Annotated in this window: 22 protein-coding genes and 1 other RNA gene; 16 read left to right on the top strand and 7 right to left on the bottom strand. The window is 71.5% G+C overall.

Going from position 1 to position 22,607, the window contains the following annotated elements; genetic code table 11:
• Positions 1-27 precede the first annotated feature (27 nt).
• Complete coding sequence (locus BLA60_RS12755; protein ID WP_154814312.1) at positions 28-441, top strand: SRPBCC family protein; 414 nt, start codon at positions 28-30, stop codon at positions 439-441.
• 72 nt (positions 442-513) lie between these two features.
• On the opposite strand, the gene BLA60_RS12750 is transcribed toward BLA60_RS12755, so the two are convergent.
• The 3 genes from BLA60_RS12750 to BLA60_RS12740 are packed head-to-tail and all read right to left on the bottom strand — an operon-like array spanning position 514 to position 2,601.
• Positions 514-1,320 (bottom strand): SURF1 family cytochrome oxidase biogenesis protein, encoded by an 807-nt coding sequence (locus BLA60_RS12750; RefSeq protein WP_075133066.1) that lies wholly within the window; start codon positions 1,318-1,320, stop codon positions 514-516.
• 19 nt (positions 1,321-1,339) lie between these two features.
• Positions 1,340-2,110, bottom strand: coding sequence for a fructosamine kinase family protein (locus tag BLA60_RS12745; protein ID WP_075133065.1), 771 nt, complete (start codon positions 2,108-2,110; stop codon positions 1,340-1,342).
• Positions 2,107-2,601 (bottom strand): low molecular weight protein-tyrosine-phosphatase, encoded by a 495-nt coding sequence (locus tag BLA60_RS12740; protein ID WP_075133064.1) that lies wholly within the window; start codon positions 2,599-2,601, stop codon positions 2,107-2,109. The genes BLA60_RS12745 and BLA60_RS12740 overlap by 4 nt, the downstream gene beginning before the upstream one ends.
• Positions 2,602-2,874: 273 nt before the next feature.
• On the opposite strand from BLA60_RS12740, the gene cobC reads away from it, so the two are divergent.
• The 15 genes from cobC to BLA60_RS12660 all read left to right on the top strand — a co-directional run bounded on the left by cobC (position 2,875) and on the right by BLA60_RS12660 (position 18,863).
• Positions 2,875-3,927 carry an Rv2231c family histidinol phosphate aminotransferase CobC gene (gene cobC / locus BLA60_RS12735; RefSeq protein ID WP_075133063.1) on the top strand — a complete coding sequence of 351 codons (1,053 nt, stop codon included), beginning with the start codon at positions 2,875-2,877 and terminating at the stop codon, positions 3,925-3,927.
• Positions 3,927-4,760, top strand: a complete 834-nt coding sequence (locus tag BLA60_RS12730) for a Nif3-like dinuclear metal center hexameric protein (RefSeq protein ID WP_075133062.1) — start codon at positions 3,927-3,929, stop codon at positions 4,758-4,760. The genes cobC and BLA60_RS12730 overlap by 1 nt, the downstream gene beginning before the upstream one ends.
• A complete protein-coding gene (locus BLA60_RS12725) occupies positions 4,757-5,494 on the top strand; it encodes a zinc ribbon domain-containing protein (protein WP_075133061.1) in 738 nt (245 codons plus the stop codon). Before BLA60_RS12730 ends, BLA60_RS12725 begins: the two co-directional genes overlap by 4 nt.
• Positions 5,495-5,496: 2 nt before the next feature.
• Complete coding sequence (locus BLA60_RS12720) at positions 5,497-6,648, top strand: bifunctional RNase H/acid phosphatase (RefSeq protein WP_075133368.1); 1,152 nt, start codon at positions 5,497-5,499, stop codon at positions 6,646-6,648.
• 24 nt (positions 6,649-6,672) lie between these two features.
• Positions 6,673-7,066: RNase P RNA component class A (gene rnpB / locus BLA60_RS12715), an RNA gene on the top strand.
• Positions 7,067-7,528: 462 nt separating this feature from the next.
• The gene (locus BLA60_RS12710) at positions 7,529-7,795 is read left to right on the top strand and encodes a hypothetical protein (protein ID WP_075133060.1); all 267 of its coding nucleotides are present in this window, start codon (positions 7,529-7,531) and stop codon (positions 7,793-7,795) included.
• 19 nt (positions 7,796-7,814) lie between these two features.
• Entirely contained in the window at positions 7,815-8,399 is a 585-nt protein-coding gene (locus tag BLA60_RS45465) for a hypothetical protein (protein ID WP_245811954.1), read from the top strand.
• A complete protein-coding gene (locus BLA60_RS45460; protein ID WP_162292953.1) occupies positions 8,368-12,651 on the top strand; it encodes an ATP-binding protein in 4,284 nt (1,427 codons plus the stop codon). The genes BLA60_RS45465 and BLA60_RS45460 overlap by 32 nt, the downstream gene beginning before the upstream one ends.
• Positions 12,648-14,720: a hypothetical protein gene (locus tag BLA60_RS12690; protein ID WP_075133059.1), complete on the top strand. Its 2,073-nt coding sequence runs from the start codon at positions 12,648-12,650 to the stop codon at positions 14,718-14,720. Before BLA60_RS45460 ends, BLA60_RS12690 begins: the two co-directional genes overlap by 4 nt.
• A gap of 1 nt (position 14,721) precedes the next feature.
• A complete protein-coding gene (locus BLA60_RS12685; protein WP_075133058.1) occupies positions 14,722-15,342 on the top strand; it encodes a hypothetical protein in 621 nt (206 codons plus the stop codon).
• A gap of 1 nt (position 15,343) precedes the next feature.
• Positions 15,344-16,345 (top strand): C40 family peptidase, encoded by a 1,002-nt coding sequence (locus BLA60_RS12680; protein WP_075133057.1) that lies wholly within the window; start codon positions 15,344-15,346, stop codon positions 16,343-16,345.
• Positions 16,346-16,363: 18 nt separating this feature from the next.
• Positions 16,364-16,831: a hypothetical protein gene (locus BLA60_RS12675; protein ID WP_075133056.1), complete on the top strand. Its 468-nt coding sequence runs from the start codon at positions 16,364-16,366 to the stop codon at positions 16,829-16,831.
• Positions 16,832-16,847: 16 nt separating this feature from the next.
• Positions 16,848-17,042 (top strand): hypothetical protein, encoded by a 195-nt coding sequence (locus BLA60_RS12670; RefSeq protein ID WP_075133055.1) that lies wholly within the window; start codon positions 16,848-16,850, stop codon positions 17,040-17,042.
• A 46-nt stretch (positions 17,043-17,088) separates the two neighbouring features.
• Positions 17,089-18,093 carry a glucose-6-phosphate dehydrogenase (coenzyme-F420) gene (gene fgd, locus BLA60_RS12665; RefSeq protein WP_075133054.1) on the top strand — a complete coding sequence of 335 codons (1,005 nt, stop codon included), beginning with the start codon at positions 17,089-17,091 and terminating at the stop codon, positions 18,091-18,093.
• 2 nt (positions 18,094-18,095) lie between these two features.
• Positions 18,096-18,863, top strand: a complete 768-nt coding sequence (locus tag BLA60_RS12660) for a helical backbone metal receptor (RefSeq protein WP_154814348.1) — start codon at positions 18,096-18,098, stop codon at positions 18,861-18,863.
• 185 nt (positions 18,864-19,048) lie between these two features.
• Here BLA60_RS12660 and BLA60_RS12655 read toward each other — a convergent pair whose 3' ends face one another.
• The 4 genes from BLA60_RS12655 to BLA60_RS12640 are packed head-to-tail and all read right to left on the bottom strand — an operon-like array spanning position 19,049 to position 22,594.
• Positions 19,049-19,948 (bottom strand): Gfo/Idh/MocA family protein, encoded by a 900-nt coding sequence (locus BLA60_RS12655; RefSeq protein ID WP_075133053.1) that lies wholly within the window; start codon positions 19,946-19,948, stop codon positions 19,049-19,051.
• A gap of 2 nt (positions 19,949-19,950) precedes the next feature.
• The gene (locus tag BLA60_RS12650; protein WP_075133052.1) at positions 19,951-20,853 is read right to left on the bottom strand and encodes a dihydrodipicolinate synthase family protein; all 903 of its coding nucleotides are present in this window, start codon (positions 20,851-20,853) and stop codon (positions 19,951-19,953) included.
• A 29-nt stretch (positions 20,854-20,882) separates the two neighbouring features.
• The gene (locus BLA60_RS12645; protein ID WP_075133051.1) at positions 20,883-21,701 is read right to left on the bottom strand and encodes a carbohydrate ABC transporter permease; all 819 of its coding nucleotides are present in this window, start codon (positions 21,699-21,701) and stop codon (positions 20,883-20,885) included.
• Positions 21,698-22,594, bottom strand: a complete 897-nt coding sequence (locus BLA60_RS12640; RefSeq protein WP_211288712.1) for a carbohydrate ABC transporter permease — start codon at positions 22,592-22,594, stop codon at positions 21,698-21,700. The genes BLA60_RS12645 and BLA60_RS12640 overlap by 4 nt, the downstream gene beginning before the upstream one ends.
• Positions 22,595-22,607: the final 13 nt, after the last annotated feature.

Here is a 22,607-nt window from a genome sequence, read left to right as displayed (position 1 = left end):
CGGTTTAAGTGGTTACAGTGAGAGGTGATGACGATGGTGGGGCTGACCCAGGGGGCCGGATGGGAGATCGGGGTCTCGGGGACCGTGCGGCACCCGGTGGAGCAGGTGTGGGAGTTGCTGGTGAGCCCCCGGGGACTTCGGCTCTGGCTGGGGGTGACGGAACTGGGGACGAGCAGGGGCGATCGGTACGAGAGCGCGGACGGCACCGTCGGCGAGGTGCGGAGTTTCCGGCCGCACGACCGGATGCGGATCACCTGGCGCCCGGCCGGCTGGGACCACGACTCGACGGTTCAGGTCGCCCTGTCCTCCCGGGGCGAGGGCCGCACCGTGCTCCGCTTCCACCAGGAACGCCTGGCCGACGAGGCCGAACGAGTACGCCAGCGCGACCACTGGCGCGCCGTCCTGGCCCGAATCGTCGACGCCCTCGACCAGGACCACTGAGCAGGACCACTGAGCAGGCCCGCTGAGCGCCCGCGACCTCACCACTTCCTCGGTGACGCCCTCCGGCGGTGGCTACTGAGCGGCCGCCGCCCGTTCGCGGGCCTCCTCCTCGGCGATCTGCAGTGCCACCGACCGGCGCTGGGTCGGCGAGCTCTGCCTGGTCAGCGCGCCGCCGGGGCGTGCCTCACGCCAGGTGAAGTACAGCCACGCCAGCAGGGTCATCACGCCGAAGGTGATCCACTGCAGGGCGTAGCCCAGGAACGGGCCCGCTTCCAGAACCGGCAGCGGCAGCGGGGCCAGGACCCCGGGGGCCTCGTCGGTCAGGGCCAGGTAGCCGGGCCGGATCGTCAGGTCGGTGGCCGTTGCCACCGCGCGTGAATCGACCGCGTAGACCTGGAGATGGCCGTCGCGGCCGGGCAGAATCTCCCGGGAACGCGGGTCACGCTCGTCAGGGCGGTAACGGGCGGTGACTGTCACCTCGCCCGACGGTGGCTCGGCGTAGCGGGGGACGTCACCCTGATCGGGTCGGACGTAGCCGCGATTGATGAGCGCCACCGAGCCGTCCGCCAGGCGAAGCGGGGTGAGCACCTCGAACGCGGGCTCGCCGAGCACCGTGCGTAGGCGGGCTACGACTTCGTCATCCGTCAGGTAGGTGCCGGTGGCGGTCACGGAGCGCCACTCGGCGGGCGGCTCGGTGAACTCGGCCAGCGGCGCCGGCGTGGCCGTCGTGGAGGCGGTGACGGCGTCGTTGGTCGTCTGGCGTTCGGCGTGGCGGGAGAACTGCCACGGTGCGAGCACGGCGAAACAGGCGATGGCGAACAGCATGACCACCGCCGTCAACGCCAACCAGCCTGGCTTCAGCAGGAACCGCAGACGCACACCCCAACGGTAGGGCAGGTCATCCGCGCAACGCGGCCCGGGCGGCCTCCGACGCCTGCCGCGCGTAGCCGCCGCCGAACAACACGGTGTGCACCAGCAGCGGGAACAGCAGATGCAGCGGCCGGCGCGCCTGCCAACCGTCGGCCAGCGGGGCGGTCTCGTCGTAGGCGGCGACGATCCGCTCCAGGTGCGGGCAGCCGAACAGGTGCAGCATCGCCAGGTCGGTCTCGCGGTGCCCGCCGTGGGCCGCCGGGTCGATCAGCCACACGCCGTCCGCCGACCACAGCACGTTGCCGTTCCACAGGTCACCGTGAAGTCGTGCCGGCGATTCGGCCGGTCCAGCGACCGAGTCGACGCGGTCGCTGACCCGCGCCACGTCCGGCAGGGAGATTCCCTGGTCGGCGGCCAGGCGCAGGTACGGCTCGATGCGGTGGGCGGCGTACCAGGACGGCCAGTCCTCGCCCGGCACGTTCCGCATCGGGGCGCGTCCGATCCAGGCGTCGACCGGTCCGCCGGGGGGTGGCGACCCGAACGCCGGGGCGCCGGCGGCGTGCAGCCGGGCCAGGCCTCGCCCGAACTCCTCGGCGGCCGCCGGGGTGGCGGGCGCCGAGGTGACGTAGTCGATGACCAGCCACTCGTCGTCCTGCGAACGCACCGCCGGAACGCGCACCGCGCCCGCGTCGGCCAGCCAGCCGAGCCCGGCGGCCTCGGCGGCGGCGGCCCCCGGGTCGGTGTTGTGCTTGATGGCCACGACCGTGCCGTCGGGCCGCTCCTCCCGGGCGACCGTCACGGGGTGAGGTGGCCGCGGACCCAGGTGACCAGCCCGGGGGATGCGGCTTCGATCATGCCCAGGACCTCGGCGAAGCCGTCGCCGTGGCCGTAGTAGGGGTCGGGAACGTCGAGGTCACCGTGCGCTTGCGGGTCAAAGGACCGGAACATCCGTACGCGGGACGGGTCATCACCCTGGTGGGTGAGGAGGTCACGCAGTGCGGTCTCGTGGCTGGTGTCCATCGCGAGCAGCAGATCCGCGGACAGGTGCTCCGAGTCGACCTGCGCGGCGCTGTGCCCGGTCGGATAGTCGTGCGCGGCGAGGATACGGGCGGCGCGCGGATCGGCCGGCTCGCCGACATGCCAGGGGCCGATGCCGGCACTGGTCACCCGAACCCGCTCGGAGAGCCCGGCGCGGTCAAGGTGCTCGCCGACGACCAACGCCGCCATGGGCGAACGGCAGATGTTGCCGGAGCAGACGAAACTCAGGTGGAGGTGAGGTTGGCTGGGCATGTGGCCAGTGTGCTGGTTGCCGCCCGGCAGGTCTCGCCCACCCGCACCGCCCGGCGACCATGGCTGGTGGCTGGGCTGCCCGAAGGCGGTGGCGGGCGATGGTGAGGGACACCGAACGGACGGTGGGCGGTCGCCGTGCGTGGTCGGCGGGGGTGGTTGCCCGGGCGCGGCGGGTAGCCGGCGGGTTCGGCGGTGGGGTCAGCGGCCGGAGGCGAGGTGACCCTCAACGCGCAGCGGCGAACCACGGATGACCAGGCTCTAGGATCGGCCGCCATGACCGACTTGCGCCATCACGGCGATGTTGACGCCCGCCCGGGGCTGCTCGACTTCGCCGTGAACGTGCGGGGCGGCGGCCCGCCGGACTGGTTGCGGGACGTGTTGGTCGACGCGGTGGGTGGGGTTGGGCGCTATCCCTCACCGGCCGAGGATCTGGCGGCCAGGGACGCTGTCGCGCGGCGGCACGGGCGGGCGGCGGAGGAGGTTCTGGTACTGGCCGGCGCCGCCGAGGGGTTCGCGTTGTTGCCGGGGTTGCGGTCGCGGCTCGCGGCGGTGGTGCACCCCTCGTTCACCGAGCCGGAGGTCGCGTTGCGCCAGGCCGGGATTCCGGTGCGGCGCATCATGCTCTCGGCCGACGACGGGTACCGGCTGGGGCCGGTGCCGGAGGACGCTGATCTTGTCGTGATCGGTAATCCCACGAACCCCACGTCGGTGCTGCACGACCGCGCGGACCTTCTCGGGTTGGTGAGGCCCGGGCGGGTGGTCGTCGTCGACGAGGCGTTCATGGACGCGGTTCCCGGTGAGCCCGAATCGCTTGCCGGGGAGGCGAACCCGGGAATTCTGGTGGTGCGGTCGCTGACCAAGACCTGGGCCCTGCCCGGACTGCGCGCGGGGTACGCGCTTGGCTCTCCCGAGGTGTTGGCGCGGCTCGCGCGCAACCGTCCACATTGGCCTGTGGGGACGCTCCAGCTGGCCGCTGTCGAGGCCTGTTCCGGTCCGGCGGCCACGGCGGAGGCCGCGCGGGTGGCCAACGAGATCGTCCGCAACCGGGAGTCGCTGGTCGGGGAACTGGTGGGAATACCGGGAATCGAGGTGCACGAGCCGGCGTCCGGGCCTTTCCTCCTGCTGACGGTGAAGGACGGCGAACGGGTTCGGGAAGGTCTGCGGCGCAGAGGAATCGCCGTGCGGCGGGGCGATACGTTTCCGGGGCTGACGGCCGACCACCTCCGGGTGGCGGTGCGGGATCCGGAGTCGTGCGCCGCGCTGGTTCGCGCGTTACGGGCGGAGCTGGGGTCTGACCACGGGAACCTGAAAGCGGGGTTGGTGTGATGGTTACGGTCGCGGACGTCATCGCGGTGTTGGAGAAGGCCTACCCGCCCGAGCTGGCCGAGGCGTGGGACGCGGTGGGCCTGGTCTGTGGGGACCCGGACGACCCGGTCACCCGCGTACTGATCTGCATCGACCCGGTCGAGTCCACTGTGGACGAAGCGTTGGGTCTCGGGGCGCAGCTCGTCGTGGCGCACCACCCGTTGTTCCTGCGGGGGGTGCACGGGGTGTCGGCGCAGACACCGAAGGGGCGGTTGGTGCAGCGGCTGGTTCGGGCGAACTCCGCGTTGTTCTGCGCGCACACCAACGCCGACTCCGCCGACCCCGGCGTGTCCGACGCACTGGCCGCCGCCCTCGGGCTCACCGTGGTCGGGCCGTTGGCGGGCACAGGGGACGGGCGGACCGGCATCGGACGCATCGGCGAACTGCCGGGCGTCGAGACGTTCGCCGAGTTCGTCGAGCGGGTGGGGGCGGCGTTGCCGGCCACCGCCGCCGGGGTGCGCGCCTCGGGGGACCCGGACCGGCTCGTCCGCCGGGTCGCGGTGTCGGGCGGCGCCGGGGACGGGTACCTCGACGCGGCCAGTCACGCCGGGGTCGACGTCTACGTCACAGCTGACCTGCGCCACCACCCGGCCGCCGAGCACCTGGCCGATCCCGGGCGGCCCGCGTTGGTCGACGTCGCGCACTGGGCCAGCGAGTGGCCGTGGTGCGAGCAGGCGGCGGCGATCCTGCGCGCGGGCCTCGACGGTAACGTCGACATCACCGTCTCAACTCGCCGCACCGATCCCTGGACCGTCGCTTCGGTGCCAGGCCTTACCGGGAGGATGCCAGGGTGAAAGCCGATCCCGCCGTGCAGCGCCGCCTGCTCGAACTCGCCGACGTGGACGCGGAGCTCGCGCGAACCGAGCATCGGCGCCGCACGCTGCCCGAGCTTGAGGAGATCGCCGCCGCCGAGCGGGCGGTGCGGGAACGCCGGGACGCCCAGGTGGCCAACGCGACCGCCCTGGACGATCTCGACCGCGAGGTCAAACGCCAGGAGAAGGAGATCGACGGCGTCCGCGCCCGCGGCGACCGCGACCGGGCGCTGCTCGCCGGCGGCGGCGTCTCCGCCAAACAGCTCACCGACCTCGAACACGAGCTGGCCACCCTCCAACGCCGGCAGACCACGCTCGAGGACGAACTGCTCGAGATCATGGAACGCCGGGAGGCCGTCGAGGCCGACGGGCAGCACGCCGGCGTCGAACTCGCCAAGGCGCAGGAGACCCTCGCCGACGCCGCCCGCCGCCGCGACGAGGCCCTGGCCGACCTGGACACCACCCAGGCCCGCCGCGACGACGAACGGGTCAAGCTGGTGCCCGTGTTCCCCGAGGCGCTGCTCGCCCTCTACGAACGCGTCCGCGCCAACAAGGGCATCGGCGCGGCGCTGCTGCGGGCCCGCCGCTGCGGCGCCTGCCGGCTGGAGATGGACCGCAGCGCACTGTCCCGGATCTCCGCCTCGTCCGCCGACGAGGTCCTGACCTGCGAGGAGTGCGGCGCGATCCTGGTGCGCACCGGGGAGTCGGGCCTGTGAAGGTGATCGTCGAGGCCGACGGCGGATCGCGGGGCAACCCCGGGCCGGCCGGCTACGGCGCGGTGGTGTTCGACGCCGGCAGCGGCGACGTGCTCGCCGAGGACGCCGAGGGTCTCGGCGTCACCACCAACAACGTCGCCGAGTACCAGGGGCTGCTCGCCGGGCTGCGGGCCGCGCGGCGACTCGGTGCCAGCGCCGTCGAGGTGCGGATGGACTCCAAGCTCGTCGTCGAGCAGATGAGCGGGCGGTGGCAGGTCAAGCATCCCGCGCTGAAACCGCTGGTCGTCGAGGCGCGGGAGCTGGCCGGCGGCTTCGACCGGATCACCTACCAGTGGATCCCGCGCGCGAGCAACGCCCACGCCGACCGCCTCGCCAACGAGGCGATGGACGCCCAGGCCGGCAACCCGGGAAAAGCTGAGCGGGCGCACCGGCCCGCCACCTCCGCACAGGGCCGAACCTCGGCCGACACGGCCGAGGTCTCCGAGTTGTTGTCGCCCTCGCCCCAGCAGTGGACCGGGGCCACCGGGACACCGACCCGGCTGCTGCTGTTGCGCCACGGCCAGACCGAGCTGTCGGTCGACCGGCGGTACTCCGGGCGGGGTGACGTCCCGCTGACCGCCCTCGGCGAACGGCAGGCCAAGGCGGCAGGCCAGCGGCTGGCGGGCATCGGCGGGATCGACGCCGCCACCCCGGTCGTCGTCTCGCCGCTTGGCCGGGCGCGGCAGACGGCCGACGCCGTCGTGGAGGCCACCGGCGGGCAGGCCGTGGTGCACGACGGGCTCACCGAGACCGACTTCGGCTCCTGGGAGCGGTTGACCTTCGGTGAGGCCGCCGCCCGCGACCCCGAACTGCACGCCCGCTGGCTGGCCGACCCGGCCGTGCCCGCGCCCGACGGCGAGTCCTTCGACGCCGTCCACCGGCGCGTTCGGCGGGCGCGCGACGAGCTGATCGCCCGCTACGGCGGCGCCGACGTGATCGTGGTCAGCCACGTCACGCCCATCAAGTCGTTGCTGCGGATGGGCCTGGACGCCGGGCCGGCGCTGCTCCACCGGCTGCACCTGGACCTCGCCTCACTGTCCGTGGTCGAGTTCTACCCGGACGGGCACGCTTCCGTCCGTCTGGTGAACGACACCTCCCACCTGTCCGCCCCGTGATCGCGACTACCCTGGGAGGGCGAACGAGTCGGCAGGGCGGTCGCGGCGGGGAGACCCGTCGAGGAAAGTCCGGACTCCACAGGGCAGGGTGGTTGCCAACAGCAACCCGGGGCGACCCGCGGGACAGTGCCACAGAGAACAGACCGCCTGGTGTGACCCACCAGGTAAGGGTGAAACGGTGGTGTAAGAGACCACCAGCACCCCGGGTGACCGGGGTGGCTCGGTAAACCCCACCCGGAGCAAGGCCAAGAGGGATCCGCGAGGATCCTGCGCAGGCGTTCGAGGGCTGCCCGCCCGAGCCTGCGGGTAGGCCGCACGAGCCTGTCGGCGACGGCAGGCCAAGATGGATGACCGCCCATCGGCGCGCGGGTGACCGCGGCGCCGGGGACAGAATCCGGCTTACATGCCGACTCGTTCGCCCACAGCACACTGGGGAGGGGCGTGCACCGAACGGAGCAGTCGTGCCGTCCGATGGTCAGCGCAGTGGCCACCGTCACGGCTTCGACCGAACGGGTTATCGGACATGAGTTCGAAGGCAGGTTGACGTGCGGTCACCCGCACCTACCGTGAGGGATTGTCCGCAACCGGGTGAACCTGGCCCTGCGGCTTGGACAAGTCGGGTGGACCTGCCGCGGCGATGGCCCTGTTCCCCTGATGATGGGTGTGGTCAGATGTCACGATCCAGCGCGGAGGAGAGGGCCCCACAATGTCGATCTACGGAGCGCCAGAGCACCACTACACATCGTGATAGCAATCGTGCTCTACTCGTTGTCGAACAGCAGACGCACGGACGCACACTGACGAACGACGAACGACCAGCAGACCACGCCGCACGAGGTGCCCCGCGGAGATTCCTCCTCGTGCACTTGGGAGTTAAGCCATGATCGCCACGACCGCCCTCGAACTCGCCCAAGAAGGCCTGGGTACCTCTGGGGTCCAGGCCTGGATCCTCGACAACCTCATTCCCCTGCTGCTGCTCGTCGTCGCCCTGCTGCTGCTCTGGCTCGGTGGCGGGAAAGGTGACAACGCCGGTGTCATGCGTCGGCTCGGCGGGGTCATCGTCGCCCTGGCGATCATCGGATTGGCGGTGACCACGAACGCCGGCCAGGAAATCGGTTCGTGGATAGCCGGCCTGTTCACCGGCTGAGCACATTCAGGGGACTCGCGTGCGCATTCGTACTGACGACGAGGTGTACCGCGTCGATGCGGTCTGGCTCGGTCCGCCGAGAGCCACGATGCCGTGGCGCGCCCGATACGTGGCGTGGGGCGTCGGTGTCGTGGTTTTCCTCGTCGTGCTCACGATCGAACGGCGGATCGGTATTTCCCTGTTCTGGTCGATCGCCTGGGGAATGGTCATCACCATCGCCCTGACCAGGCTCATCTGTTCACGCATCAGCCACGAACGGCCGCTGGGTTCGGTCACCGCGATGTGGGTGCACGAGCTGACCTCGCCCCGCGAGGAGACCGGCGGCGCCGGCGGCGCGGCCAGCGCCACCCGCGTCCGGGTCCGCGGCGAACGTCCCCGCCCGAAGCAACGAGAACGCCGCCCCCGGGACCAGCGGGAACGCGAACGTCAACGCCGAGCCCAACGGTCCCGACGGCAACGCGGTGACCAAGGTCGACAACCGAATCGGCGGGTGGACCGTCAACCAGTAGGCAAGGACAGCAGCAGGCGCGGCCGACCGGCCCCGCGCCCGGCCCGGAACAGGAGGGGTGGCGGTGTTCGGACGTCGAGGCAAACCCGCTCCTGACCAGCGGCCAACGCCCTACCCGCAACCGGGTCCCCGGCCACGGCCGCACGGCCGGCACTCCGCCCCCGACGCCCCGACCGTCCGCGAACCGCTGCGGCCCGACCCCGCCTACCAGGCGCAGTACCGGCCGGCGGTCGCCCCCGGCCGAGGCGGGAAACGCAACCGGCGCCTGCCAGGGGAGTCCTCCATTCCCACCTACACGCCCTCGATCGCCGCCCGCAGCATCGACGGGCACCTGCTGCGCAACGGCCACGACGTGTTCGCCTGGTACCGGCTCTCGCCGCAGCGCTGGTCGTTCCGCTCCGACTCGCAGCGCCAGGACCTGATCGCCGCCATCGCCGGCCAGTACGCCGAACTGGCCGGCCGCTGGCTGCACCTGCGGGTCACCACCCGGCCGTACCCGATCCGCATGTGGGCCGAGGCGCACGTGCACAACGCGGTCAACCGGATGCCGGACACCCCGGGCGCGATGTCCTTCGACGACTACCTCATCGGTGAACAGCAACAACTTCTCGGCCGGTCGATGGCCGAGAAGGAGGTCTACCTCGGCGTTCAGGTGCAGACCCGCAACATGGTCGACCGGGCCGTCGAGCGGGCCGCGCCGCTGCTGCGCCGGATCTTCCCGACGGCCGTGGACGCCGAACTGCTGGCCATCGACTCCGAGGTCGAGCACCTCGACCAGGTCGTCGGCTCGGCCGGGCTGGAGGGCCGGCCGGTCACCGCCGAGGAGATGTCCTGGCTGATGCACCGGTCGTGCTCGCTGGGTCTGCCGGCGCCGCGCAACCTGCCGGCCGTGCCGGGCGCGGCGTGGGAGCCCGAGGACCTGGCCTCGTTCACCGACGCCGCCGACTTCCACCAGGAGCCCTACTCGCCGACGGTCACCGTGCGCGGGCGCACCGGCTCCAACGCCGGCATGACCCGCCACGTCGCGGTGCTCACCGTCGGCCAGATGCACGGGTTGCAGATCCCCGAGATCGACGACCCGTGGGTGCAGCACTCCGACCGGCTCGCCGCGTCCGTCGAGTGGTCGGCGCGGATCTACGTGCGCCGGCCGGAGGACGTGCAGGGCGAGCTGTCCCGGCAGATGAACAAGGTCCGCTCGCAGGTCAGGCACTACACCGACGAGCACGAGCTGGAGCCGCCGCAGTCGCTGGCCCGCCAGGCCTCCCGGGTACTGGAGATCGACGACGAGATGACCTCGGGGTTCACCGCGCTCGCCACCCGGGTCCGCTCGTGGTGGCGGCTGGCGGTGTCCGGCCCGACCGAGCGCGACGCGCTGCGGATGGCCCAGCAGCTGCTGGAGCTGTACAAGCCGAAGGTGGCCATCGAACACCCGGAGGCGCAGTACGCGCTGGCCCGCGAGTTCATCCCCGGCGAGCCGCTGGCCTCCAGCGCCTACCTGCGCCGGGGCTCGGTGGTGTGGGCCGCGGCGGCGGTGCCGACGGCGACCGCCGAGGTCGGTGACCGGCGCGGCATCCTGCTCGGCGAGACCTGCACGGCGACCCGCCGCCCGGTGGCCTGGGACCCGTGGATGGCCCAGGAGATCCGCGACGGCTCCGGCCTGACGGCCATGGTCGCCGGTTTGGGCGGGGGGAAGGCGCTCGCCCTGGATACCCCGCTGCCCACCCCGACCGGCTGGACCACGATGGCGCAGGTGCGGGTGGGCGACTATCTGCTGGGGATGGACGGCAAGCCGACTCGCGTGGTCGCGGCCACTGACGTCATGCTGGACCGTCCGTGCTACGACGTGAAGTTCTCCGACGGGTCGGTGATCCGCGCGGATGCGCAGCATCAGTGGTTGACCCGTACGAGGAAGGACTGGGAGGCACAGGACCGTCTCGCGGAACGGCTGCGGCGGGCCGCGGCCACGGTCCCAGGCCCGGTGCCACCTCCGGGTAGCTGTGCCTGCGGCTGCGGTGAGCCGACGACCAGGTGGACCTATCGGCGTACGCCGGCAGGCCGTAGCGACGGGACCTCTTACTACTCGCGCTTCGTCCGAGGGCACTGGCGACGTGGGGAGATCTCACTGGAGGTCAGCCAGCAGCCGACGGTGCACACGACCGTTGAGATCGCCGCATCGCTCATGGACGGCCAGCAACTCAACCACGCGGTTCCGGTAGCGGCGACGTTCGACCTACCGGAAGCCGAATTGCTCATCGAGCCGTACACACTCGGGGTGTGGCTCGGTGACGGGACCTCCTGCCGGGCCGCCATCACGGTCTTCGACCAGGAGATCATCGATGAGATCGAGGCAACTGGACAGGAGTGCCGGTACCGACCGTCGCAGCGGGACTACAGCCTGCCGGGAACGGTGCAGTCACGTCTGCGACAACTCGGTGTGCTGAACAACAAGCACATCCCGCTCAGTTACCTGCGCGCTTCCGAAAGCCAGCGTCGCGCGCTTCTCGCGGGTCTGCTCGACACGGACGGTTACTGCAAGCCGACCGGGGGAATCGAGTTCGGCGTGACGAACGAACGCCTGGCGCGTGGTTTCCGCGAGCTTGCCCTGAGCCTTGGCTACCAGCCTCGGTGGCGCATGAAGGCGGTGCGGGGACGGCACCCACATACGTCCACCATGTACATCGTTTCGTTCACCACCTCGGACAAGGTGTTCCGGCTCACCAGAAAACTCTCTCGGCTCAACCCGGCCACCCGGGACACGAACCGTTACCGGTACGTTACTGAGGTTGTGCCGGTGGAGTCAGTGCCGGTGCGCTGCGTCCAGGTGGACAACGCGGATCACATGTACCTCGCTGGGAGGACATGCGTTCCGACGCACAACTCGTTCCTCGGCGGCGGCGTCGTCTACAAGACGCTGCGGTCGGGGGCGCACTGGACGCTGCTCGACCCGTCCGGCCCGCTGGCCCGGCTGTGTGACCTGCCGGAGCTGCGGCCCTACGCGCGGCCGATCAACCTGCTCAACGCCGAACCGGGGATCCTCAACCCGTACCGGGTGGTGGCCGAGCCGCACTTCGACCACTTCGTCGACGAGGACGACCCGGAGCGGTCGTGGCGCCGGGAGAAGGCGCTGGCCGCCGCGACCCGCCGCCGGCTGGTGCTCGACGTGCTGACCGGGCTGCTGCCCTACGACGTGGCCCGGATGCCGCAGACCAGGATCGTGCTGCTGCGGGCGGTGCGGATGGTCGGCGGGCGGCAGGACGCCGACCCGAGCCTGGTGTTCGAGGCGCTGCGCCGCGACGCCTCCGAGCACCACGAGCACGCGGTGGTGGTCGCCGACTTCCTCGACGAGATGCGCGAGCGGATGCAGCTGCTCATCCCCGAGCAGGACGCCGACCCGTACAACGAGACCCGCGACGACCGGCTGACGGTGCTCACCATGGCCGGGCTGACCCTGCCCAAGGACGGTGTGGGCCGCGAGCACTGGACCGACGCCGAGTCCCTGGGCGTGGAGATGCTGAACCTGGCGGCGTGGCTGACCCAGCGGTCGATCTACGAGCGGCCCAAGGACCTGCGCAAGGGCGTCTGGATCGACGAGGCGTTCTTCCTGTCGGAGGTGCCGACCGGCCGGGTGCTGATGAACCGCTTCGCCCGTGACTCCCGCAAGTGGAACGTCCGGGTGTTGCTGTCCTCGCAGATCCCGGCGGACTTCCTGCGCATCCAGGGTTTCGTCACCCTGCTCGACTCGGTGTTCGTCGGGCGGCTGGACGACGAGCAGGCGCAGGCCGACGCGCTGCGGCTGCTCAAGGTCGCGGTCGGCGCCGGCTACGAGCAGGTCATCGCGAGCCTGGGCCGCCGGCCCGGCGCGCACCGCGACACCGAGCGGGACACCTCGCCCCGCCAGTTCGTCTTCGGTGACGGTGCCGGCGGGGTCGAGCGGATCCGGATCGACCTGTCCGGCGGGCACCTGGATCACGTGCGTGGCGCGCTGGACACCACCCCGGACGCGTTGCGCGAGGGCGCGGCCGGCGCGGTGCTGTCCCCCGACCAGCACGCCCCCTCGCTGCCCGACCCGGACGACGCCGACGGTCCGCCGACCGACGGCAGCGTGGACGACGAGTCCCGGGGCCTGTCCGGCCCGGCCGAGGACGAGGACTTCGAGCTGGCGGCCGACCATGAGCTGGGCCTCACCGAGGAGGCCATGGGCGGCGAGATCGCACCCAACGGTGAGCCCCCGCGACCGAGCCCGCGTCCCCCGGTGGACCAGCGCGGCAACGGTTCCGGTGGTGGCGGCACCAGTCCGGACGGTGGCAGTGCCAAGGCAGGCAAACGGGGGCGGGTCGACGCGGCATGATCACTTTCCTGGTGGTGGTTGCCGCCGTGCTGATCGTCATCGCACGGCGCCGAGGGAAGAGTTCCACTCACCGGTCCGGGAAGGTCGCGTCGCTCGCCGTGGTGATCGCGATCGTCTGCGGGTGGACGCTGATCGGCTCGCCGGCCATGGCCCAGGAGCCCGACACCAGCTGCGCGCCGTTCCCGGAGCGGCCCGGCGCCGGCATGGCGGGGGCGATCGACCCGCCGCAGGGCAACGGTCTGCGCTTCGAGCCGGACAACCCGGTGCCCTACACCGACGAGAAGTTCCCGAACAGCCCGTACCGGGACTACGGCTACGCCGGCATGGTGTGGCACGAGTACGACCCGAACTGCCAGCAGCCGCTGTCGCTGTCCAACCCGAGCACCACGATCGACACCTGGGTCGGCAACCAGCTGTTCAACATCGGCAAGAACATCGTGGCGGCCACCAACTCGCTGCACTACACGCTGAGCGAGGGCGGCGTGCTCGGCGGGCTGAACCAGCAGATCGGCGACGCGGCCAACGCCGTGTTCGACAACGTCTACATGCAGCTGTTCAGCCTCTTCATGATCATTCTGGCGGTGTTGATGTTCCGCCAGATCTGGCGCGGTGACCTCGCCACGGTCAGCCGGCGCGGGCTGTGGGCGCTGGGCGGCATGTGGCTGGCCGCCTCGACGCTGGTGCTGGTGAACAACTACGACGCGGTCGACAAGCTGATCGTGGACACCACCACCGGCATCCAGAGCGGGTTCGAGGACCCCAACCGCGACGACGTGCAGCAACACGTGCTGCCCAACGAGCTGCACACCCGGGTCGTCTACGAGAACTGGCTGCGCGGCGAGTTCGGCCAACCCGACGACCCGGACGCCACCGAGTTCGGCCGCCAGCTGCTCGCCGCCCAGGCCTGGACCCGCGACGACATGGTCGCCGGCAACGACTCCAGCGACGAGGCGGAGGCCGCCAAGCGCGCCGAGTACCAGCGGATCTACAACGAGCTCGGCGCCTCCCAGGGCTACTTCACCGGCACCGAGGGCAGCCGCACCGGCGCCGGGTTCCTGGCGTTCTTCCAGTCGCTGGTGTACTCGTTCTTCCAGTTCATGGCCAAGCTGGCGGTGCTGCTGGCCCAGCTGCTGCTGCGGATCTTCACCCTGGCCGCGCCGGTGATCGGCCTGGTGGCGCTGCTGCACCACGACATCCTGCGCAAGGTCGGCCGCGCGGTCGGCGCGGTCGTGCTGAACGTGCTGATCCTGGCCGTGCTGGCCGGTATCCACTTCAAGTTCCTGCAGATGATCTTCAGCCCGGACGTGGGCCTGACGATGCTCACCCAGATGCTGCTGGCCGGCATCGTCACGCTGGTGTTCATGATCGTCGGCCGGCCGATGAAGCGCATGTGGCAGATGGTCGAGCTGTCGGTCGGCGTGGCCGGCGCGTCGATGCCGACACCCGGCGGGATCTTCTCCCGGTTCCGCCGCCGCAAGGGCCAGCAGAACCAGCGCGGCCCGCAGGACGAGTTCTGGGACCAGCTGCGCGACGAGGAACTCGCCGGCGACACCCTGACCACCAGCGGCCGGATCGGCCGCCCCCGCCCGGAGGCCGCCGGCCCGATCATGGCGACCGCGCAGCGGCTGGACGGTCGGCGCGGCGTCGAGGCGTCCCGGGGCGGCCGGGCACTGCCCGCCGCGCGCGGCGACGTCGACGCCACCCTGGCGTCCGGCCCGTACGGGCGCGGCGGCCCGGCGGCCATCGGCGGGCGGGCCAGCCGGGTCGTGGACACCGCGACCGTCACCGACCGGGGCTGGGACCGGGGCTGGGAGTACGGCGAGGACGCGGTCGTGGTGCCCTCCCAGGTCGGCAGCCGCCGCAGCGAGGGCCGCTACGAGAGCGTGCCGGTCACCCCGCCGCGCCAGCAGCCACGGCCCGCCGACGTGGAGATGGTCGCCGGCCGGCCGGTGCACGTGGTGTACCGGCCGTCGCGTGGGCTGGAGGTACGTGAACCCGCGCCCCGGCGCGCCCCCCGGCCGATGCCGCTGCGCGACGGACCGCGCGACACCGACGCGGTGGTGAGATGACATGCCGATCCGCACCAACCGCGGCCGTGCCGCGGTGTACCGCAAGCTCTGGGGTTGGCCGATGCGCTCGCCGACCCACCTGGTGGTGCTGCTGGTCGTGCTCGGCGTCCTGGTCATCGCGATCAGCGTCGTCGTCCCCCAGCTGACCGGCTCCGAGGACAACGACCCCGGCGCGGCCGCCGAGACCAGCGGGCCGGCCACCACCGACGCCGCCGGCGGTCCGGACGCCCCGGCCGCGACGACCGGCGCGCCGGCCAGCACGTCGCTGCCGACCAGGATCCCGTCGCCGCCCCAGCGCCCGTCCTCGGCGGAGCCGGAGCCGGCGGCCCTGGACGTCGCCGAGCAGTGGGCGCGGGCCTGGGTCGACCACTCCGAGGACACCACCTCGGAGGCGTGGCTGGCCGGGCTGGAGCCGTTCACCGACCCCGAGTACATGGTCGAGCTGGCGACGGTCGACCCGCAGAACGTGCCGTCGACCGAGGTCACCGGCCCGGCGGAGGCGACCGAGTCGTTCACCAACTCGCTGACCGTCACCCTGCCCACCGACGGCGCGACCCTGTCGATCACGCTGATCTCCACGCCCGACGGCTGGCGCGTCACCTCCTACGAGGAGGTGACCTGAGGTGAAGACCGCCCTGGTGGCCGGCCTGATCGTGCTGGCCTCGATCGCCGCGATCACGATCGCCGCGGTGACCACCGTCGTCAACGACGACCAGCAGCGCGCCCAGGCCCGCGCCACCACGCTGCCGTGCAACGCCGCGCTCGGCCCGATCACCTCCGGCCCGGCCGGCAGCGGCGCCGACGACGCGGCGAACCTGGAGGAACCGCAGCGCGCCGTCGTCGCCCAGATCATCCAGATCGGCAAGGAACGCCAGCTGCCGCCCCGGGCGTGGCAGGTCGCCATCCAGGCCGGCATGACCGAGTCCGGTCTGCGCCCGCTGAACTACGGCGACCGCGACTCGCTGGGCATCTTCCAGATGCGCCCGTCGATGGGCTGGGGCTCCCCGGCCGAGGTCATCGACCCCACCTACGCGATCAACAAGTTCTACGACGTGCTGGTCGAGGTGCCCAACTGGGAGCAGCAGCGGCCCGGTGAGTCGGCGCAGGACGTGGAGCGCTCGGCGTTCCCCGACCGGTACCACCAGTGGGAGCCGATGGCCGCCCACCTGATCGGCAACGTCGGCCTGGTGGCCGACCCGACCGGCTGCGGCCAGGGCACCGGGGCGCTGGTGCCGCCGAGCAAACAGGCCGGCGACGCCATCAACTTCGCCCTGTCCCAGCAGGGCAAGCCCTACCAGTGGGGGGCGCTGACCACCCACCAGAACTCCTTCGACTGTTCGAGCCTGATGCTGCAGGCCTACCGCGACGCCGGGATCACCCTGCCGAGGGTGTCGCGCCAGCAGTACCGGGCGGGCGCGATGCTGCCGGTCGAGCAGGCCCAGCCGGGTGACCTGCTGTTCTGGGCCTACGACGAGAACGACCCGGCCACCATCCACCACGTCGCGATGTATCTGGGGGACGGCAAGATCGTGGAAGCACAGCAGGACGGCGTGCCGGTGCACATCCGGCCTGTCGAGTGGGGGGAAGCCGAGTTGGTGGCCCAGGCCGTGCGGCCGGGCGTCTAGAACTGAGGGGGTCGTCCGATGTACACGCCCGAGCCGATCCAGCCCCACCTGTCAGCCCCCGCGTCCGGCACGCCGGTGCGCGACTACCTGACCGCGCCGCACCCGGGGGTGCAGGACGGGTACGTGGTGCTGCCCAGGTCGCTGGTCGAGGCGATGCCGCTGCCCTGGCAGCAGGCCATGGCCCAGATCCTGGCCGAGTTCCACCAGACCTACGCGCACCTGAGCTGGCCGGAGTACCGGGTGGTCCCGTCGCGCCGCGAACGCCTGGTGAACCTGGACGAGGACCAGCTGGCCGAGGTCGGCTACCTGGTGGAGATCGACACCGACGGTGAGGTCGTGTACCGGGAGCGGTCCGGGCGGCGCATCGCCGACCCCGAGCAGACCGAGGTGCTGGTGTCCTGCCCCGACCCGATCCCCTCCCAGCACCGCAACGCCAACCAGGACACCCCGCCGCGTGGATTTCCCACCCAGCAGGCCTGGAGTTAGCGCCTAGGCTTTTCGTATGGCCGACAACAACCCGGACCCCGGTTGGTACTACTGCACCAAGCACGGCACGGTCGAACACGGCGACGTCTGCCGGGCGGCGGACCGGCTCGGTCCCTACCCTGACCGGGAGACCGCGTCGCGGGCGCTGGAGATCGCACGGGAACGCACGAAGGCGTGGGAGAAGGCCGAACGTGAGTGGAACGACGACTGACCCATGATGATCGTTCCGTAGGCTTTCTCCTGACGAGGAGGAGGACGTGACCGTGAGGATCGGCTACAAGGCGTCGGCGGAGCAGTTCGGGCCGAGGGACCTGGTGGAGTACGCGGTGCGGGCCGAGGAGGTCGGCCTGGACAGCGTGTGGGTGTCGGACCACTTCCTGCCGTGGCGGCACAACGGAGGGCACGCCCCGGCGGCGTTCCCGTGGATGGCGGCGGTCGGGGAGCGGACCCGGCGGGTGCTGATCGGCACGAGCGTCACGACGCCCACGTTCCGCTACAACCCGGCGGTGATGGCCCAGACCTTCGCGACGCTGGCGCTGCTCTACGACAACCGGATGATCCTGGGCGTGGGCACCGGCGAGGCGCTCAACGAGATCGCCGTGTCCGGCCGGGAGTGGCCGGAGTTCAAGGAGCGGTTCGCGAGGCTGCGCGAGGCCGTGCGTCTGATGCGCGCCCTGTGGACGCAAGACGAGGTCACCGTCGACGGCGACTACTACCAGCTGGTCGGGGCGCGGATCTACGACCGCCCGCAACGCCCGGTGCCGGTGTACGTGGCGGCCGGGGGCCCGGTCGTCGCCAAGTACGCCGGCCGGGCGGGCGAGGGCATGATCTGCACGTCCGGCAAGGGCATGGACCTGTACACGGACAAGCTGCTGCCCGCCATGGCCGAGGGCGCGGCGGCGGGCAAACGGGACGCGGCCGACGTCGACCGGATGATCGAGATCAAACTGTCCTACGACCGCGACCCGGCGGCGGCGCGGGAGAACACCCGGTTCTGGGCGCCGCTGTCGCTGACCGCCGAGCAGAAACACACGGTCAACTCGGCCGAGGAGATGGAGCGGCTGGCCGACGAGCTGCCGATCGAGCAGGTCACCCGCCGCTGGATCGTCGCCTCGGACCCCGACGAGGCGGTCGCCCAGATCAGGCCGTACGTGGACGCCGGGCTGAACCACCTGGTGTTCCACGGTCCCGGGCACGATCAGGAGCGTTTCCTGACCCAGTTCGCCGAGGACCTGCTGCCCAGGCTGCGGGCCCTGTCATAGTGCTGGTGGATGACCTCGCCGAGCCGGTGCCGCTGAGCGGGGCACCGGCCCGCGTGGTCAGCCTCGTCCCGTCGCTGACCGACGCGATCGAGACGACCCGCCAGGGCCTGGTCGTCGGCGCCACCGAGTACTGCACCCATCCGACAACGCTGGACGTCCCCCGGGTCGGCGGCTCCAAGTACCCCGACGTGGACGCCGTCCTGGCGCTGCGCCCCGACCTGGTGGTGGCCAACGCCGAGGAGAACCGCCCCTCGGACGTGGAACGTCTCCGGGCGGACGGTGTCGCCGTCTGGGTGACCGCCGCCGCCCGCACGGTCCCCGATGGCCTGGCGTCGGTCCGCCGCCTCCTCACCCAGGGCCTCGGCCTGGGCGAACCGCCGTGGCTGGTCGCCGCCGAGACCACGTGGCGCCCCACGCTCCCGGTCCGGGCGCACGCGATCATCCCGGTGTGGCGCCGCCCGTGGATCGTCATCGGCCGGGACACCTTCGCCGGCGACGTCCTGCACCGCCTGGGCGTGGCCAACACGTATGCCGACGCCCAGGACCGCTACCCCAGACCGCGCCTGGACGACCTGCGGGCGAAGATCACCGCCGGTGAGGCGGACCTGATCGTGTTCCCGGACGAACCGTACGAGTTCACCGTCGACGACGGCCCGGAGGCGTTCCCCGGCGTGCGCCACGCCCTGATCTCCGGCCGCCACCTGACCTGGTGCGGCCCGTCCCTGGTCGAGGCGAGGGAAATCCTGGAGTCGACCCTCAACCAGGAATGACGGCGCCACCGCCCGGGACCCCAGCCACCACGACCATGACCGATGAAAGCCTGAGAAGCGCAAACCCCGTACCACGGCCCCCACCCTCTCCGGGGGCACCCCTCAGCGCCATTCTATCCGGGGAAAGGCCTGGGAGAGGGGGGTTGGCGGTGGCCTGTGGACAACTCGGGGAGCGGTTGGAAGGTTCAGGCCTGGACCGTGGCTGAGCGGGCCGTGGTCAGTACCTTCAGGATCGCGCGGGTCTGTTCCCAGGGCACCGGGGTGACACCGTCGCGCACGAGACCGAGGAACGCCTCGATCATTCCCCGGTAGCCGAGGCCCTCCACCGGATCGTCCCCCGGTTCGATCACCGTGCGTACCTCGCCCGACCGCAGGTGCAGCGTGACCTCGTAGAACTCGATCTCCGTCGCCCCGATCACCTCGACGCAGCCGGTGATGCCGTCGGACCACCGCAGCGCGAGTGTGGCCGTGTCCTCGGAACGCAGGCCGCCGTGGTGGCGGACGCCGGTGGTGGCGCCGGCCAGTTCGACCTCGGCGCCCAGCAGGGCCACCAGTAGTTCCAGGCCGTGGATGCCCATCGACACCAGCGTTCCGCCGCCGACCGCCGGGTCGTCCTGCCAGGGGTTGTAGCCGGTGGCCCACAGCCCGACGTCGTGGCGAACGGTGGCCCTGACGGCGACGACGTCGTCACGGTCGAAGGTCAGGTCCGCGAGCGCGGGCGCGAACCGCAGCACCGACGAGGACATGACCCGGTTCGGGGCGAGCGCGGCGGCCGTGTCCAGGCGTCGCAGCTGGTCGGGGGTGGCGGCGGCGGGCTTGTTGAGCAGGCACGGCAGGCCCCTCGCCAGGACCTGGGTCAGTCCGTCGGCCAGGTCGGGGGTCGGCACGGTGAGCACGACCCCGTCGGGGTCGGTGGCCAGCAGCGACGGCAGGTCGTCGGTGAGCGTGGCCGACGGGTGTTCGGTGAGGAAGCGGGCGCGCCGCGCCGGGTCGGGCTCCCACGCGACCAGGTCGGCGTGGTCGGCCAGGGTCCTCGCGTCGGTGAACGGGTGGCTGGTGGCCAGCCCGGCGAGCGCGATCCGCATGGTCACACCTCGATCTCGGTCAGGTCGCGCCAGGTGGAGAGCACGCGGGGGCGGTCGTCGGCGGTCAGGAGTGGGGCGTGGGGGTCGAGGGCGTGGCCGGGCGGGATCCGGCCCTCCGCCTCGGCGATCCACAGCATCCGCTGCACGTAACCCTCGTACGGTTCGCGGAAGGTCACGTCGGCCAGCGCGTCCAGCCGTGCCGAGCGGGTGACGAACTCGGCGTACCGGCCGGCGAGGTAGGACTCCAGCACCCCGGCGGTCAGGCCGACGGCCGCCGCGGCCAGGCCGACCAGCGCCGCCCGCGCCCCCCACATCAGCGACGGCCCGAACATCCGGTCCTCGCCGGTGATCGCCAGCCGCCCCGCTTCCCGGGCCGCCGCGATGCCGGCCTGGCAGGCGATCGCGTCGTGCAGCCGGGCCAGCTTGACGCCGGCGACACCGGGATGCGCCAGCAACGCCGCCAGCTCGGCCGGCGAGTAGGGCGCGGTGTACAGGTCGAACGCGACCAGCGGCAGGCCGGTCGCCCGCCACAGCGCGTCGTGGTGACCGAGCGGGTCGGCCGGCGGCGGGAACACCAGCAGCGCGTCCGCCCCACCGGCCGCCGCCAGTCGCGCGTCGGCCATCGCGTCCGAGCCGGCCCCGCCGACACCGGCGATCACCGGCACCCCCAGTGCGGCCGCGCGGCGCACGACCAGGTCCCGCGCCGCGCGGTCGAGGAAGGGACCCCGGCCGGTGTGCGCGCACACCGCCAGCCCGCCGGCGCCGTCGGCGACCAGCCCGGCGAGGTAGGCGTCGAGCACCCCGGGGTCGGGGGCCGGGCCGGCCGGAAGCGGGGTGGCGGCAGCGGCGATCAGCCGGCCGTCGAGCCGGCCGGCCAGCTCGGTGACCCGCGTGGCTGGCTGCATGCGGCAAAAGTAGTACCCGGAGCCGGCGATCAGCCCTTGAGCCCGCTCATCGTGATGCTGTTCACCAGGTACCGCTGGAGCAGCCAGAACACCACCAGACACGGCACGACACTCACCGTCGCGGCGGCCATCAGTTCGGCGGTGGTGACGTTCTGGCCGTGCAGGGTGGCCAGGCCGACCGTCAGGGTGCGCATCTTGTCGCTCTGGGCGATGACCAGCGGCCACAGGAAGTCGTTCCAGTGCCAGAGGAACACGAACACGCCGAGGGTGGCCAGGATGGGTTTGGTGAGCGGCAGGACCAGGCGCCAGAACACCCACCACTCGGACGCGCCGTCGACCTTGGCGGCGTCGAACAGTTCGTCGGGCAGCTCGCGGATGAACTGGCGCATCAGGAACACCGCCTGCGAGTTCGCGAGCGTCGGCACGATCAGACCCCAGAACGTGTTCACCCCGTCCAGCTCCGAGACCAGTACGAACGTGGGGATCAGCAGCGCCTGGAAGGGGACCATGAGCGTCGCGAGGAACGACCACAGCAGCGCGTCCCGGCCGGGGAAGCGTTTCTTCGCGAAGGCGTAGCCGGCCATGGTCGCGGTGATCAGGATGACCACCACCGACACCACCGAGTAGATCGCCGAGTTCAGCGTCCAGCGGACCATGCCGTGGGAGGACAGCACCCCGGTGATGTTGTCGGTGGTCAGCTCGTCGGGCAGCTGGTCGGGGATGCTCTGCACCCCGGGCGGCGACAGCGCCAGCACCAGCATCACCAGGAACGGGGCCACGGTGAGCAGGGAGATCACCGCGAGCAGCGCGATCAGCGCCCCCTGCCCCCTCGTGCGGCGGCCTGTCATGTCGTCTCCCGGTCGAGCAGTTTCCGCTGTATCAGCGAGATCACCAGGATGATCACGAACAGCGCGATGCCGATGGTCGCGGCGTAGCCGAAGTCGAAGAACTCGAAGCCCTGGTCGAACAGGGCGTAGACCAGGCTGTAGCTGGCCCGGACCGGGCCGCCGCCGGTCATCACGTAGATCGTGTCGAAGACCTGGAAGGCGGCGATGGTCTCGATGACCAGCACGAAGAACAGCACCGGGCGCAGGTGTGGCAGCACCACGAACCGGAACCGCTGCCAGGTCGACGCGCCGTCCACCCTGGCCGCCTCCAGGAACGAGTCCGGAATGGACTTCAGGCCGGCGATCAGGATCAGCATCGAGTACCCGAAGCCGCGCCAGGCCGCCACCACCGCCAGCGACGGCAGCACCAGCGAGGACTCCTGCAGGAAGCCGATCGGTTCGAAGCCGACCTTGGCGAGCAGGCCGTTGATCAGCCCGTCGAACTCGTACACCCAGCGCCAGATCACGCCGGCCAGCACGAAGCTGGTCACGTACGGCAGGAACAGCACGCCGCGGAACAGGCCGGTGGCGAAGACCACCGTGTTGAGCAGCAGCGCGGTGCCCAGGGCGACACCCACGGTCAGCGGCACGTAGATCGCCGCGTAGATCAGGGTGACCTGGAGGCTGTCGAGGAACACCGGGTCGGACAGCAGCCGCTGGTAGTTGTCCAGCCCGACCGGGTCCCAGCTGCCGTTGATCCGGTAGTCGGTGAAGCTCATGCCGACCGAGCCGGCCAGCGGCAGGAACCGGAACACCACGAACAGCACCAGCATCGGCAGCACGAACAGCAGGCCGGTGACCGGGTCGCGCAGCCGGACGCGCCAGGGGCGTTCGCCCCCGGCGCGCCGCGTCACGCTCGGCTGGCTC

The organism is Actinophytocola xinjiangensis, assembly GCF_001921215.1.
GTDB classification, from domain to species: Bacteria; Actinomycetota; Actinomycetes; order Mycobacteriales; family Pseudonocardiaceae; genus Actinophytocola; species Actinophytocola xinjiangensis.
This window is presented reverse-complemented; position numbering and strand designations above follow the sequence as displayed.